The sequence below is a fragment of the Ardenticatenales bacterium genome (assembly GCA_020634515.1).
In the GTDB taxonomy this organism is placed as follows: domain Bacteria; phylum Chloroflexota; class Anaerolineae; order Promineifilales; family Promineifilaceae; genus JAGVTM01.
In genome coordinates this window covers 91,862-106,763 of sequence record JACKBL010000005.1, presented here as the reverse complement: position 1 = coordinate 106,763, position 14,902 = coordinate 91,862, and the positions used below count along the sequence as shown (strand labels likewise).

Annotated in this window: 10 protein-coding genes and 1 tRNA gene; 9 read left to right on the top strand and 2 right to left on the bottom strand. The window is 58.7% G+C overall.

What is annotated here, in order from left to right; translation table 11 throughout:
* Nucleotides 1-104: 104 nt before the first annotated feature.
* A complete protein-coding gene (gene aceB / locus H6650_14515; GenBank protein MCB8953215.1) occupies nucleotides 105-1,694 on the bottom strand; it encodes a malate synthase A in 1,590 nt (529 codons plus the stop codon).
* A gap of 839 nt (nucleotides 1,695-2,533) precedes the next feature.
* Between aceB and H6650_14510 the strand changes: the two genes are divergently transcribed.
* From H6650_14510 to H6650_14485, 6 genes are all read left to right on the top strand, one after another.
* Nucleotides 2,534-3,340, top strand: coding sequence for a hypothetical protein (locus H6650_14510; protein MCB8953214.1), 807 nt, complete (start codon nucleotides 2,534-2,536; stop codon nucleotides 3,338-3,340).
* 150 nt (nucleotides 3,341-3,490) lie between these two features.
* Nucleotides 3,491-4,624: an SUMF1/EgtB/PvdO family nonheme iron enzyme gene (locus H6650_14505; GenBank protein ID MCB8953213.1), complete on the top strand. Its 1,134-nt coding sequence runs from the start codon at nucleotides 3,491-3,493 to the stop codon at nucleotides 4,622-4,624.
* Nucleotides 4,625-4,775: 151 nt separating this feature from the next.
* Nucleotides 4,776-6,431 (top strand): LysM peptidoglycan-binding domain-containing protein, encoded by a 1,656-nt coding sequence (locus H6650_14500; protein MCB8953212.1) that lies wholly within the window; start codon nucleotides 4,776-4,778, stop codon nucleotides 6,429-6,431.
* A gap of 79 nt (nucleotides 6,432-6,510) precedes the next feature.
* Nucleotides 6,511-7,629: a M23 family metallopeptidase gene (locus tag H6650_14495; protein MCB8953211.1), complete on the top strand. Its 1,119-nt coding sequence runs from the start codon at nucleotides 6,511-6,513 to the stop codon at nucleotides 7,627-7,629.
* 165 nt (nucleotides 7,630-7,794) lie between these two features.
* Nucleotides 7,795-9,279, top strand: coding sequence for an ImmA/IrrE family metallo-endopeptidase (locus tag H6650_14490; GenBank protein MCB8953210.1), 1,485 nt, complete (start codon nucleotides 7,795-7,797; stop codon nucleotides 9,277-9,279).
* Between the two features lie 44 nt (nucleotides 9,280-9,323).
* Nucleotides 9,324-9,896, top strand: a complete 573-nt coding sequence (locus H6650_14485) for a GNAT family N-acetyltransferase (GenBank protein ID MCB8953209.1) — start codon at nucleotides 9,324-9,326, stop codon at nucleotides 9,894-9,896.
* On the opposite strand, the gene H6650_14480 is transcribed toward H6650_14485, so the two are convergent.
* Nucleotides 9,883-12,258 (bottom strand): peptidoglycan DD-metalloendopeptidase family protein, encoded by a 2,376-nt coding sequence (locus H6650_14480; protein ID MCB8953208.1) that lies wholly within the window; start codon nucleotides 12,256-12,258, stop codon nucleotides 9,883-9,885. The genes H6650_14485 and H6650_14480 overlap by 14 nt on opposite strands.
* A 487-nt stretch (nucleotides 12,259-12,745) precedes the next feature.
* Here H6650_14480 and H6650_14475 point away from each other — a divergent pair, with 487 nt between their 5' ends.
* From H6650_14475 to H6650_14465, 3 genes are all read left to right on the top strand, one after another.
* Entirely contained in the window at nucleotides 12,746-13,168 is a 423-nt protein-coding gene (locus H6650_14475) for a DM13 domain-containing protein (protein MCB8953207.1), read from the top strand.
* A 420-nt stretch (nucleotides 13,169-13,588) separates the two neighbouring features.
* Nucleotides 13,589-13,660: transfer RNA gene (locus H6650_14470), tRNA-Gln, on the top strand.
* 201 nt (nucleotides 13,661-13,861) lie between these two features.
* Nucleotides 13,862-14,896: an NTP transferase domain-containing protein gene (locus H6650_14465; protein MCB8953206.1), complete on the top strand. Its 1,035-nt coding sequence runs from the start codon at nucleotides 13,862-13,864 to the stop codon at nucleotides 14,894-14,896.
* The last annotated feature ends 6 nt before the right edge of the window (nucleotides 14,897-14,902 follow it).

The following is a 14,902-nucleotide window of genomic DNA, read 5'->3' as shown; positions in this document are numbered from 1 at the left end:
GGTTGGAAATGCCGGCATTCCGGACCAGACACCCCCATACAGACAGACGAAACGCGATTTCCATTGGCGGCCTTTGCCTGGGGTTGTGCCGGGGGTGGCGAAGGTCAGTTGAGATATTCGTAGGCGGGGAGAGTGAGAAACTCGGTGAATGTTTCTCCCAGCACGAGTTGATCAAGCAGGTGGCGGGCGTGGTCGTATTTGCCGGCATCATACGCCTCCTCCCCCATCATCTCCGCCAGCATGGCCATCGTGCGCGGAACCAGCGACCGGTAGAGGGCCGCCGTTACGGGGCGACCATCATCCAGGCAGGCCCCCTCGTTATGCACCCACTGCCACAACTGCGCCCGCGAAATCTCCGCCGTCGCCGCGTCTTCCATCAAATTGTAAATGGGCACGCAGCCATTTCCCCCCAACCAGGAAGCCAGATATTGCAAAGCCACATCAATGTTGGTCCGCACCCCCGCTTCCGTGATGCTCCCCTTTACCAGCGGCAGCAAATCCGCCGCTGTCACGCACACATCTTCCCGCAAGCGGGCGATCTGGTGCGGCGTGGGCATATTGCGGTCGAACACCTCTTTGGCAATAGGCACCAGGCCGGGATGCGCCACCCATGTGCCATCATGCCCATCAGTCGATTCCCGTTCCTTGTCCGCGCGCACTTTGTTCAGGGCGATTTCGTTGGCTCCGGGATCCCCCTTGATGGGAATTTGCGCGGCCATGCCGCCCATGGCGTGAATACCGCGACGGTGACAGGTCTTAATCAGCAGAAGCGAATAGGCGCGCATGAATGGCGTTGTCATCGTCACCTGGGCGCGGTTGGGCAGAGTAAATTGGGGATGATGGCGGAACTTGCGAATGGCGGAGAAGATGTAGTCCCAACGTCCGCAGTTTAGCCCGGCGGAGTGGTCGCGCAACTCGTAGAGAATCTCGTCCATTTCGTAGCTGACGAGGATGTTTTCGATCAGTACGGTGGCGCGGATGGTTCCCCGGGGAATGTTCAGCGTGTCCTGCGCCAGGTTGAAGACATCGTTCCACAGGCGGGCTTCCAGATGATTCTCCAGTTTGGGCAGATAGAAATAGGGACCGGTCCCTTGCGCTAGCAGGGCGTGGGCGTTGTGGAAAAAGTAGAGGCCAAAGTCAAAGAGGCCGGCGGCGATGGGTTTGTCATCCACGAGCAGGTGCTTTTCGTGCAGATGCCAGCCGCGCGGACGCACCATGAGGGTGGCTGTCTGTGGGTTGAGTTGGTAGAGCTTGCCTTCGGGGTTGGTGTAGGTGATCTCCCGCCGCACGGCGTCGCGCAGGTTGATCTGGCCCTGGAGGGTGTTGTCCCAGGTGGGGGAGTGGGCGTCTTCGAAATCGGCCATGTAGACGTTGGCGCCGGAGTTGAGGGCGTTGATCAACATCTTGCGTTCGGGCGGGCCGGTGATTTCGACGCGACGGTCTTGCAGGTCGGAGGGGATGGGGGCGACGGTCCAATCGGCGGCGCGGATGGCGGCGGTTTGGGGGAGGAAGTCGGGGAAGATGCCGGCATTCAACGCTTCTTGCCGTTCTTCCCGTTGTGCGAGTAATCCCTGGCGGCGGTTTTCAAACATACGGGCCAGCAGGGCAAGGAATTGTAATGCATCGTGAGAGAGAATGTGCCCGTAAGATGCCGGCACAGGAGCCAGCACCTCAACACCACGTGGAGTCGTCATAAGCTATTCCAATGTTCTGGCATAGTCCGGGCACTGGTTTCTGACAGCCTCGCGCAACTGCGAAGCCGCGCTTTTAGCGAAGATTCGCTGCCAAAATAATAACACAATGACGCAGTGTGTCAAGACCTGTGAGGAACTCGGGGGGGCGCGGGGTTCTTGTGCACACCGTCGTTTTCGTTGGACAAATACTGTTCCGCGCGAGGGCGTTGTGCGCCCTGTGTGGTGAGCCTTACCACGCTCCCCGGCGTCGCCAGACGCGCAGCGCCGAGGCGATGCCATCGACCCTGTCGGCAACCGCTTCCGGGAAAATGATGGTGAATGGACACAAATGTTTGACGTATACAGATTTCGCAAATCTGTACCGAGTACTGTTTGGAAATTGGCGCAACTAGACGATGAAGGAGAAGGTTACACATAAAACGAAAGGAAGAAACGGTGACTTTTACTAAAATACAATAATAAGCATGAAAATACATAGGCAAAAAGCAATTTTACCAAAATCTGCAAATTTAGCGCAAGAAATGCGAAGAATAGACAAATAATATCGTTTATTTCACGATTATTGCAGCATATTTGTCGTTTTATTGTTGACGCATAGTAGGGAACAACCTATAATTCCCCCAAATCGTGAGGGACCAAGCCATTAGTTTATGCAAATGTCTCATTCGCCTGTTCTGTCGTTCGGTTCCATAGGGCGAATTCGGACATTCGAGACAATTTGAATAAACATAGCCAGGGAGGTGGCATATTCGTATTGTTCCAGTTACTGAATCACAACTGAATCAGATAAGTAATCCTTTTGCTCAACTTTGGGTAACACACGATAGGAGGTTTGTACAATGAAACGTTCAAGTATTGTGCTGATTGTTAGCCTGGTTTTGGCCGCTGTATTTGCCAGTACGGCGTTTGCCGGCATAGACGATTTCTCCGTAGTCAGCTACGATGACACAATGGCAGACGGTTATGATGTCGTTGCCGGCGAAAGAGGCAGCCTGATCCGCAATGGCGATTTTTCCTTTTGGGTTAATAACGCGCCTGAGAACTGGAACGTATGGTCCGATCCGTATGGTGCTGGTTGGGAAAAAGCACATCTGGCCCAGGAAGACCTGGCAATACCCGGTTCGGAAAACGCGAATTATGGACTGGGCATGTTTGTCCGTAATGTTGGCGGCAGTGGCTCTTTCTACGTTGGCGCTTCCCAAGAACTGGACTTGCTTCCCGAAGCGGGAGACTATTGGGTGACTATTCACGGCACGATGTGGGGTGAGTACTGGTTCTTTGATGCATTGAATCTGCGCTTCACGGAATCCGCTTACAACTCCGTGGCCTGGTACGGGCTTGGCGACAGCAAGGACCCCGACAGCGTATCCGAATGGCGCGAACTGGTCATTACGCCCTGGTCCGGCGGCACGATTCCCTGTCACAACGAGGACCAGGCCTGCGCCTACATCGCTCGCAGCGAGACGGTCCACATCGAACCCGGCCAGTATCTGCACATCAAAGCCGGTCACAAATTCAGCCACTTCAACTATTGGACGCTCTTCACGTTTGATGATATCTCCATCGTTGCCGCCGATGGCAGCACGCTTGAAGATGGACATCTGCATGATGGGGACATCTACTGGGATCGAACCGAGTCCCGTTAAAAAACCAGACTCGAGGGCATGAGGGTGTTGGATAAGTCACATCCTTGCCTCAAGCAAATAGATCGCGGGTTAGCCGTAAACTAACCCGCGATTTTTATTATGCGCCCCGGTGCATGGAGCCTGTTTTGACAGGCCGACAACGTGAATAACATGCCACACCGATTACCTCACACCTATTTATCCGGCCCCTGGTTAATGCTTTACATCCTTGTGCTGGTTTCTTGCGGCCAGCAGCAATATGCTCCGGCAGGGGAAACCACGCCGGTGGCGCAAGTTGTCGTCCGGGTAACGGCAACGCATAGCAGCACGCCAACGGCGGTGCCTGTCACGCCCACGCCAACGATGACGCCTACCCCCAATTTACGATCTTCTCCACAACCAACGGCAGCCCCTATCACGCCGGAAGTTACGCAGCCAACGGAAACCCCAGACGGCAATAAGGCCAGACAGCCACGGATGATATACGTGCCAGGAGGCTTTTTTCCCCTGGGCGCGGCGGCCGGTGAACGGTACCAAGAGTGCCAAACATTCCGGCGTGGCTGCCAACGTGCCTGGTTTAGCAATGCGGAGCCGACACATTTGGTGTTGTTGAACGCCTTCTACATTGACCAATATGAAGTCACCTATGAGGCATTCTTGCAATTCTTAAACGATGCCGGCAGGCAAGAGGGAAATTGCCTGGGCCAGGATTGTTTCTCACTTGATAAAAGCCCGGTTTTTGTTCTTGATGGACAATATCAGGTCCCTCCTTCTCTATGGAAATATCCGATTAACAATGTCAGTTGGTATGGCGCGGCAGCTTATTGTCAATGGCGCGATGCTCGCTTGCCTGATGAGGCGGAGTGGGAAATGGCCGCCGGGTGGAATCCAGATACGGAAGAGAAGTTTCAATATCCATGGGGAAATGCGTTTGCCGGTGAAAACTTAAATTTCTGTGACAACCAGTGCCAGGAGTCGCAGGCAAACGCAAACTATGATGATGGCTATGCTACAATTGCCCCCATTGGTCGGTATGAGTCGGGCCGTAGTCCGATGGGAGCCTATGATATGGCCGGCAATGTTTGGGAGTGGGTCAATGACTGGTATGCACCGGACTACTATGCACATTCGCCCACCGCGTATCCGCGAGGACCCATCACGGGAACGCAAAAGGTCGTGCGTGGTGGATCATGGTACGATACAGGTAATTTTGCCGGCACTACCTTTCGTATCGGTGTTGATCCTGTAGTAACAGACGATAGCATCGGCTTTCGCTGTGCTCAAAACGCATCAAATGACGATTAAGAAAAGACCTCAGACGATTCTTCCACCCAAACCTCTACCCACCATGCTTTCCGGGATGGCACGTCGCGGCGGCGGATTGTTTCTCCTTCTCCTTTTCACATCTCTCTTCGTTTCAGCCTGCAATCACCTGCCTGTCTGGCAAAATGAGCCTTTGCCGTCATTGGAGGCCACGGCTTTTGTGCCCACGGAGATGCCACCTCCATCGGTTGCCCCAACGCAGCGTGTGGAAATGCCGGCATCCCCCATCACCCAAACCTACCCCAGCACCACCGTCACTTTCGCGCCAACATCATTGCCGGATACAGCACCCGTCAGCACGTCAACACCGGAAATGTTCGCCTACACCGTCTTGCCGGGAGAAAGCCCCAGTAGTATTGCATACAAGTTCGGTATTACCGTGCAAGAACTGCTGGCGGCAAACAATCTCGGGGAGGATGCCCTCATCTACCCAGATGATCGACTACTCATTCCTTCCCCTTCGCAGCCCGTCGGACCACAACCAATGCCCACGTACAAGGTAAGGCCCGGCGATACCCTCTCGTCAATTGCCGCGCAATACGACATTACCGTTCCCCTGCTGCAACACGTCAACGGACTGGAACCGGACGACATAATCGTCGTCGGTCAAGAATTGAAAATGCCTTTCGGCGCCTACGAGGTACAGCCCGGAGACAGACTCTTAGACATTGTTGCATGGTATGACAATAGAATCAGTTTGGAGGAATTGGCCCGAACAAACGCCACCCAGATCGACCTGGAAAACCTTGATCTGGTACAGGCCGGCATTATCCTGGAAATTCCTTCCCCAACTGGCGTTGTTCCAGACTGCCGGCCCACCGCCGAACGCACGGGCGTTATCACCTACACCGTGCAAAGTGGTGAGGGATTGGCCTGCCTGGCGCTCAAGTTTGAATTACAGATGTCCACCATTCGTCATGCGAATCGTCAGTTGACCCTGGAAGATGACATCGTTGCCGGAGCACAACTGCGCATCCTTCCTGCCGATGGGGTCGTGTATTCCGTCACGGAAGAAGACCTGGCATATAGCTCACTCCTATCAGATATTGCCGGATGGTATTATGTCAGCCCAGAAAACGTCTTGAATTGGCAAGGCGAACAAGTCATTAACATAACCACCCCCGGAACAGATTTGTATATCCGCGGCGCGGACCCACAGGCGGGTGACTTTGACGCCGCGGCCTGGGCTTCGTATATAGCCGCCAATCCCACGCCGGTTTCCGATGCCTCGACTGTGCTGGAGTTACCCCAACCACCGTCTCCGACAACCCCTTCCCCCGTTGGTGGCAGCAGCTACACGCCCCCCGCGGGTGCGCCCCCACCGGGAGCCGTACGTCCCAGCAACTACCTGTGGGTCGGGCAAAGAAGTGTCTTTGATACCGGTTATTGCGATTTGGTCGATGGCTATGGCTGGTCCGGGTCATTGGTGTGGCCCATCGACAGCCGCGCCATTCGTGAGGATCGTGGATTCCGCCCCGGCCATGCGGCCATTGACCTTGACGCGCCGACGGGGACGCCCGTCTTTGCCGCCGAAACGGGCGTGGTCGTCTGGGCCGGATTCAACGCCAGAGGAGGAGGAAATATCATTGTCCTGGCACACGGGAATACATGGCAAACCTATTACGTCCACTTGAGTGAGGTCTTTGTCAGTTGTGGACAGGCGGTGGCAAAGGGCAGCACGATAGGTCTGAGTGGGCAAACGGGCGGCGTTAGCTGGCCGCATCTGCATTTTGAGGTTCAGTTAGGCGGCTTTAATTACGATCCTCTGGCGTGGCTTCCTGGCTCATAAGGGTTCGCGCATAATTGACTTTGGCTTATCCGGAAAGTCCGAACCCTTTCAGCACAAGCAGAAGCCAATTCCACGACACATGAAATCTAGAGCCAATCGGTTCCTTCCCGTTTCTCGCGTCATGGGAGTTTTGCTATCACTGTCGTGTGCCGGCATTCTATCCGCCTGCCTGACCCTGAACACAGACCCCCTGCCCACTTATGCCCCACTCGTACCCACGGTCACGTCACTACCTGGGATACAAAACAGCTTTCCCCCCGCCGCGCCCGCATCCGCGCCCACACCGGTTGACACGCCTGTTCCCTTTCCGCCAACAGGTGACGCACCCACCGGCGCGGATTGCACACCGCAAACCGCGCCACGTGCGCGCGTAATCAGCTACACGGTCCGGGCAGGTGAAGACCTGGCCTGCCTTGCCGCGAAATTCCGTTTACTTCCACAGACAATTCGCGAGGCCAATGCCGGCATTTTGGCAAACAACAACACCCCATCCGCCCCAACAATCCTGCGCATCCCCCCTGGCGACGGAACCCTCTATATCCTGCAAGACGAGGATATTGAAAGCAAGGTCACCGTGGAAATGTTGGCTGACTGGTATGGCATACCGGATTCGGAGATAGTTGAGTGGACGGGAATGCCGGCATCCGAACCCCTACACCCCGGACAAAAACTATTCTTCCCGAGCGCCTCCCCCCTACAAAAGCCATTTAACATCCGTCTCCTGGACCTGAACCCACTTACAAGCTCCCTCCCCACCGCATCCGACCTCTGGCAAACACCCGGCCAATACGATACAGGCTACTGCCCCCTGGTTGACGGAGTAGGTCGCCCAGGCCCCCCGATGTGGCCCATCCACATCCAGGAAGCCAAACTGCGCCGCACCTTCAGGCCAGGCCACACAGGAATAGACATCCCCGCCCCAACCGGCACAGACGTTCACGCCGCCCAAACAGGTACCGTCGTCTGGGCAGGCTTCTCCACAACAGGAACCGGAAATCTAATCATCCTCGCCCACGGCGATGGCTGGCAAACACTCTACGCGCATCTGGCCCAGGTTCTAACCCATTGTGGGCAACAAATCGAACAAGGCGCCATTATCGGACACACTGGACAGTCTCTCTTCAACGACGAGCCACAACTTTACTTCGAAATCAGGCGCGGCCAGTTTAGCTTCGATCCCATGCTCTGGTTGCGATGAGGTCTGCTATTCCGCCCAAGACGATGCAAGCCAATGGCCAAGAGTAGCCCGTCTCCATGAAAACAACGCCCCCTGTTTCCATCCCTCCGCCCCCCCCCGATGTGTGACGTGAGCTGTCCCGGAACCTCTCATTGGCATAAAACGAAATTTCGCTAAACTTCTGGCATGAATGTGGACCTGGTAAACATCATTTTCGGCATCAAAGTACGGCAGGCGCGGGCCAGAGCCAACATCACCCAGGCGGAACTCGCCGCGCGCGTCCCCATCTCCGCCTCCTATCTCGCCGAGATCGAAAAAGGGCGCAAATACCCCAAGCCGGACAAAATCCTGCGCATCGCCCAAGTACTGGGCATCAACTACGACGAACTCGTCTCCATCAAACTGGACCGCAACCTCGCCCACCTTATGGAAGCCCTCACTTCCCCCCTCTTTCGCCAATTCCCCTTCGCCGAATTTGGCGTAGACGTCAGTGACCTGGTGGACCTCGTCACCAGCACCCCAGAAAAAGCCAGCGCCCTCCTCCACGCCATCGCCGACATGGCCCGCCAGCACAACATGGAAGAAGAACACTTCCTCCGCGCCGCCTTACGCTCCTACCAGGAGCTAAACGACAACTACTTTCCCGCCTGGGAAGATGCCGTCGCCGAATTCGCCCAGGCGCGCGGGCTGCACGAGCAAATCCCCATCCCCCTGCCCCGTCTGCAAGCTCTCCTACAGCAGGAATTCCGCTACACGCTGGATGACAAAATCCTGGAGCAAACCAAACCACTACAAAGCTATCGCTCTATCTTTGTTGACGGGAGTCGGCCACATCTACTCATCAACCGCGCCTTACACGAAGCGCAAATCAAGTTCTTGCTGGCGCGGGAAATCGGCTACCAGGTATTCGCCCTCAAAGACCGCGCCAACACCTCCTCCCCCGACCGCGTCGAATCCTACGAACAAGTCTTCAACGACTTCCAGGCTTCCTACTTCGCCGGCGCGCTCCTCATGCCCCGCCAGATGCTGGTCAACGACCTGGAAGCCTTTTTCGCCGCGCCCACGTGGCAGCCGCACACGTTGCACGAAATGCTGCGCCGCTACGACGTAACGCCGGAAATGCTGTTGTACCGTTTCAGCGAACTCATCCCCCAGTTTTTTGGCGTCGCCCTCCACTTTCTGCGCATGCACGATGTGGATGACCGCTATCGCCTGGTGAAGCAGTTGAATATGAACCGGCTTCCCTTGCCCCCCGGGATCAGCTCGCGCGAACATTTCTGCCGTCGCTGGCTCACCGTGCGGCTGCTGCAAGAGCTTGAGCCAGCAGGAAACGGTTCCGCATCTCACGCCGGCGTGCAAGTATCGCAATTTCTGGAGTCCGGAGAAAAATTCCTCTGTATTGGCTTCTCCCGCCCGCTGGCGCTCTCGCCCGGCGTCAACAGCAGCGTCATCGTCGGCTTCCGTGTTGATGACATGTTGGGCAACAAAATACGCTTCCTCGCGGACACGACCATCCCCACGCGCATCATCAACGAAACCTGCGAACGCTGCCCCCTCACCGCGACGGAATGCACGCAGCGCGGCGCACCCGCCACGCTCTGGGAGACGGAACGCACCCGTCACCAACGCCAGGAAGCCTTGAACATTCTGCTCGCCCGCTTCCACGACTGAATCCCGCTCTTTCAACCGTCGGGCCTCCCCCTTTTGCCTTCCCCATGCCTTCTCTCTCCCTTCCCCTGTACACTGAAAGATTGCTCCTGCGCGACTTCGTCCTCGCCGACTTCGATGCCATCTCTGCCTACGCCGTCGATCCGCTCGTCAACCGTTTCATGCTCTACAGTCCGCGCGATCAGATGGAGACATATGACTACTTGCTGGCGTTGTTAGAGAGCCAGCGCCAACAGCCGCGCCTCATCTGGGAAATCGGCGCCGTGCGCCAGGCGGATGGCGTTCTCATCGGTGGCTGCGATCTGACCCTGAGCGATGATGGGCGAGAAGGCGACCTGGGGTACATTCTGGCACAGGCCGCCTGGGGATATGGATACGCCACGGAAATCGCCCGCGCCCTGCTGCACGCCGGCTTCGCGCAATTGGAACTGGCGCGCATCTATGCCACTTGCGACATCGCCAATACGGCTTCCGCGCATGTGCTGGAAAAGGCCGGGCTGCGTCGCCGCACGACGTTGTATCAGTACCAGTTCGCCAAAGGGCGCTGGTGGGACGTGCATTATTATGCCATTGAACGGGCGGAATGGGATGCCGGGCCGCGCCCTCTTATTGAGCCATAAATATCGTCCGCAACCACTCCCGAATTTCCACGGGGCGCAGGAACTGGCCCAGATATTGATCCCCTAGCCAGACCTCAAAATGGAGATGGGCGTCTTCCTCTGGGCTGATGAGCGAGGCGGGCGAGCCGCTGTTGCCCACCGCGCCGATAACTTGCCCCCGCGTCACGGTCACGCCCATTTCAATGCCCGGCGCAATCTGGCTGAGGTGCGCGTACCGCGTCACCAGCCCGTTTTCGTGTTCAATCCACACCTGCTGCCCGCGATAACCGTCCAGCGCCGCCGCGGATGTGTAACCAAGCTGCAACGTTTCGGCGCGCCAGGCGGTCAATTCCGCGTAGCCCGCGGGCACGTAATCGGTCATTGCCCGGATGACGCGCCCGCTTGCCGCCGCGCGCACGAGCGTGCCCGGCTGCCAATAGAAATCGACCCCCTCGTGGATGCCCAGGCGATAATGGCGTGGCGCGCCGGGCATTTGCAGGTCGCGCGCGGGCAGATCGGAGCCGCCAATGGGGATGAGCCAACCGTTCATTTGCGCCAGGAAGCCGGCATCGTGGAGTGTCTCCGTTACCGTTGCGCCGGGCTGTATGTTTGTGGTTTCTGCCGGCATTCCATAAAACCAGAGACGATCCCGTCCCGCCACAATCAGACGCCCGCCCGCCGCATCCGCCCAGAGAGCCGTCATCGGCCGGGCATCCCGGCGCTGCCAGACAGTCTGCAATTGGCCTTGCGCGGGGTCCAGCGACAACAGCCGCCGCCCCCCTTCGTCCAGCACGTAGACTGTGGTCGCAGTCGCCGCCACCTGGCGCGGGCGCAGCAACGTCACCGCCGGGCGGAAGGCGCGGCTAAGGCTGACATCCGCACCCGCCAACTGATAGCGCAGCAGGCGACCGGCGATGTCGTCTTTTTCCTGTGACAGCAGATAAACGGCCTCCCCGGCGGCATCCAGGTCTACGTCATGGTTGTCGGGGATGAGCCAGGCGGCGTCGAACCCGTCCGCCTGATAGCGGCGAATGTATTCGTAATTGCTCTCCAACAGGAAACGGGTGTCCGCGTTCGCAGCCAAAGCCACAAAATAGTCGGACAATTCCGCTTCGTTGTGGCGGTCGCTGCGTTCCAGATGCCAGGCCACGGCGCGGCGATCATACCGGTACACATCACCGGCGCGGTCCAGCACAAGCACATCCGGGCCGGCGGCGGCCAGATCGAGTGGCTCCAGGACGCGCGTATTCTCAACCTGATCGCCAGGGGCGAGCAGGATTCGGGGCGGCGCGGGCGTGTCCAGGTCCAGGGCCAGCACGCGCCCGCTGTCCAGCAGGTAGAGGGTGTTTTCCAGCACGGCGAGGGCCAGGGGGTGGATGAGGGTGCGCGGCGCGAACTGCCATTCATTTATGCCGGCATCTTCCAACCAGACAAAGGACGCCCCCTGATTAGCCGCTTCCGCGCCCACGATGTCGTCCACCAGCGCCAGCACCCGCTGCACGCCCAGCAAATCGGACGCCCAATCATCGGGGCGGGTGGGCGGAATTTTGACGCGAACGCCGGCGATGCCCTGCGCCGACAGGTAATCCACCCAGTTGCCGCTCAGCCCGTAGTCGGGGGCGCTGGCGTAGTGGCCGGTGCCGGTGAGCAGGCTGGCGAGAGCGGCATTCGGCGCGAATTGCCGGCAGCTATCCGGCGAAACCTGCGCCACGTCACTGTAGAGGGTAACTTGCTGATAGAACAAGACAATGCCGGCATCGGCCACAAACCGGCGCAGCGCCTGGCTCTCCGGCGCGGAAAACGGGTACGCGCCGCCACTGCCCGCCGGCAGCCGGTCCGGGTCGGGCGTCCACGTATTGCCGCCGCAGTGATCGTCGCGCGTGTCCGCATTGCGGTACAGATCAACGCCGGCGGCATTCACATGTTGGCCGCTAACCGCCCCATCCGGGTTGAATTCGGGCACAATCCACAGGCTGATGGTCGGCGGGACCTGGCGGGGGTGGGCGCGGAAGTGATCGAGGAGTCGGGCGGGCAAGTCAGTGCCCTGGCCGACGATGACGACCTTCAGCGGTCCCTCGCCGACGACGTGTGCGGTTAGTGGATTGCCGGCAGGAGATAGTCCCAGCGCGATGTCAAAGGCGGGTGTCGGCGTGGGGGAGGGGCTGGGCGTGAAGGTCGGGGGTGGGGTGGCGGGGGGGGTGGGCGGCGGGGGGGTGCGCGTGGGCAGGCGGGTTAAGGCGGGCGGGAGCAGGGTGGCGGTGGGCGACGCGGCGGGGGAAAGGATGGGGGGGAATTGGGAGCGTGTGGTGGCGGGAGAATGCCGGCATCCCACCCCCCAAAACAACGCCGCCAACAGCAGCCCAAGCAAATAGCGTGACTTCATGAGGGCGTATTGTAGGCCAGTTGCCCCGCCGCGCCACCTTTGCGTATGGGAGCAACCCGCTATAATCAACGCAACCACGAAAATGTGTAAGCATCCCGTAATCAACTGCCAAGATTCGCGCAAGTGTTGTTGTCTACCATACCAAGTAACCGTCCGAAAATAACTTCGTACGCTTGCGGACGGTTACTGACAAGTTGTGCGCACCTTTCCGCGAGATTATTTGCGGACAGCCACCAACCATTAACGATCAACTGCCAACCATCAACCGAAAAGGAGTTTTCTCATGAATCGTCGTCCCATCCGTATCGCCATTGTTTCGATTGGCCTGTTGCTGGTCCTGAGCGTGGGTTGGTATCTGGCTTCGCCGCTGTTTATTAACAAAACCGTGAATGAAGCGCTGCCGCAGGAGGTGGTCGGCTTGCAGGAGTTGATAGAAGCGCCGTCGGATGAGGAACTGGCGCAGATTGCCGAAGAGGCGCGCAAGGCGATGGCGGAGGCGTCGGTGGCGGAGCTGGCCGGGGAACCGGATAAGGTAATGGAAGAAGAAATGCCGGCATCCGCCAACCAGGCCGCCGTTCTCCGTACCGGGCGGTTCGTGGACGCCGACGAATTCCACAGCGGCTCCGGCACAGCCACCATCTACCGCGCCGCCGACGGCAGCCTGCTGCTGCGCCTGGAAGATTTCCGCGTCACCAACGGCCCCGACCTGCACGTGCTGCTGGCGAACGGAGCCAAACCAACCGGCACGGAAAACATGGGGCAGTTCCTCGACCTGGGAGAGTTAAAAGGAAACGTGGGCAACCAAAACTACGAAATCCCCGCCGACACCGACCTGGGCATCTACAACAGCGTCATCATCTACTGCCAGCCCTTCGAGGTCGTCTTCTCCACCGCCACCCTCAGCCAGTAGGCAATCCCGCCACGCGACCCGGTTGCCGCCATTTGCGGACAGGGACAAGGCGGCGTGGTTGAGCGGCTGTTGGCCGAACGCCAACAAGACCAGGCGCGCCAATGAAACGTTATCTGCCTGGCACCTCGGCATTGCTCACCTTGCGTGATGATGAAACCCTTCATAGATGCAACGTTTTGGCTAGATTGGACCAATTTCACGCACTCAAAGAAAATTGGTCCAATCTGGCTCAGCAGTGACCTTCCAGGAAGATATGAATACCCCCTGGATTGCCACTGCCGCCATGCAACAGGATGCCTTTCTGGTACACAAAGACCCGGAATTGGCCGGCATACCGTGCCGGCATTTGGCCCTGCCCCATCAAGAACAATTCTGCCCTATTGCTAAAACAGCCGCATTCAGATAAAATCCGCCTATCGTTGGGGCGTCGCCAAGTGGTAAGGCAGCGGACTTTGAATCCGCCATTCGTAGGTTCGAATCCTTCCGCCCCAGCCTAAAAAAGGGCACAGGCAACTGTGCCCCTTTTTGTTTTTGCCACAAAGCGCGATTCCGTAGGACAATTCGCTGAACGGTCCTTTCGCGGTGACGACCACCCCTCTTGTGGGCTGAGCTTGTCGCAGCCCCTATTGCCTTCGACAAGCGCCGGCAACGGGCCAGGTAGTTACCTTTCGCGTCAAATAAAGGGGGTAAACAGTGACACTGGCTGTTGTGCTGCTGGCCGCCGGGCACGGCACGCGCATGAACTCCAAGAAGCAAAAAATCCTGCACCACGTCGGCGGCAAGCCGATGATCCAGCATGTCTTTGACGCCGCCTGCCAGGTCGCCGACCTGCCCCCCGTTGTCGTCATCGCGCCGGCGGAAAGGGGCGTGCCGGCATTATTCGGCAACCACGCCACCTACGTCCACCAGGCACAGCGGCTGGGCACGGGGCACGCGGCGCAAATGGCCGCGCCCCACCTGCGCGGCCAGGCCGACCAGGTCCTCGTCACCTATGGCGACATGCCCCTGCTGACGGCGGACACCATGCGCCAACTGGCCCAATTGCAAACAGAAATGCAGACGGAATCTGGCGTGGCCATCAGCATGTTAACGGTGATGGGGCCACCGACTTCCACCTTTGGCCGCATTCTGCGCCGCCCCGACGGGTCCGTGGCCGAGATCGTGGAGGTGGCGGCGGCGCGGCAACGCCCAAACGCGGCGGAACTGCTGGCCATCCCGGAGCTAAACGTGGGCGTCTACTGCTTCGCGGCGGATTGGCTATGGGATAATGTAGGCGCTCTGCCGCTGCGCCAGGCGCGCTCCGGCCCGGAGTATTACCTCACCGACCTGGTGGGCATGGCCGTAAGCCAGGGGCGGCAGGTGCGGGCCATCGTGGCCGCGGACGAGGATGAATGCCTGGGCGCGGGCACGCGGGCGGAAATGGTGGCGGTGGAAAAGGCGTTTCAGCGGCGGCACAACAACCGCTGGCTGGCGGCGGGCGTGACGCTGATGGACCCGGAGCGGACGTACATTGAGGCGGACGTGACCATTGGGCAGGATACCGTTATCTGGCCGGACTGCTATTTGCAGGGGCGCACGGTGGTGGGCGCAGACTGCGTGATTGGCCCCAATGTGACTTTGCGCCAGGCGACGGTGGGAGATGGTTGCCACATTGAGCAGGCGGTGGTGGAAGGGGCGACGCTGCCGGCAGGCGCGCGGATCGGCCCGTTTACGCATGTAAGAGGATGAGAGATG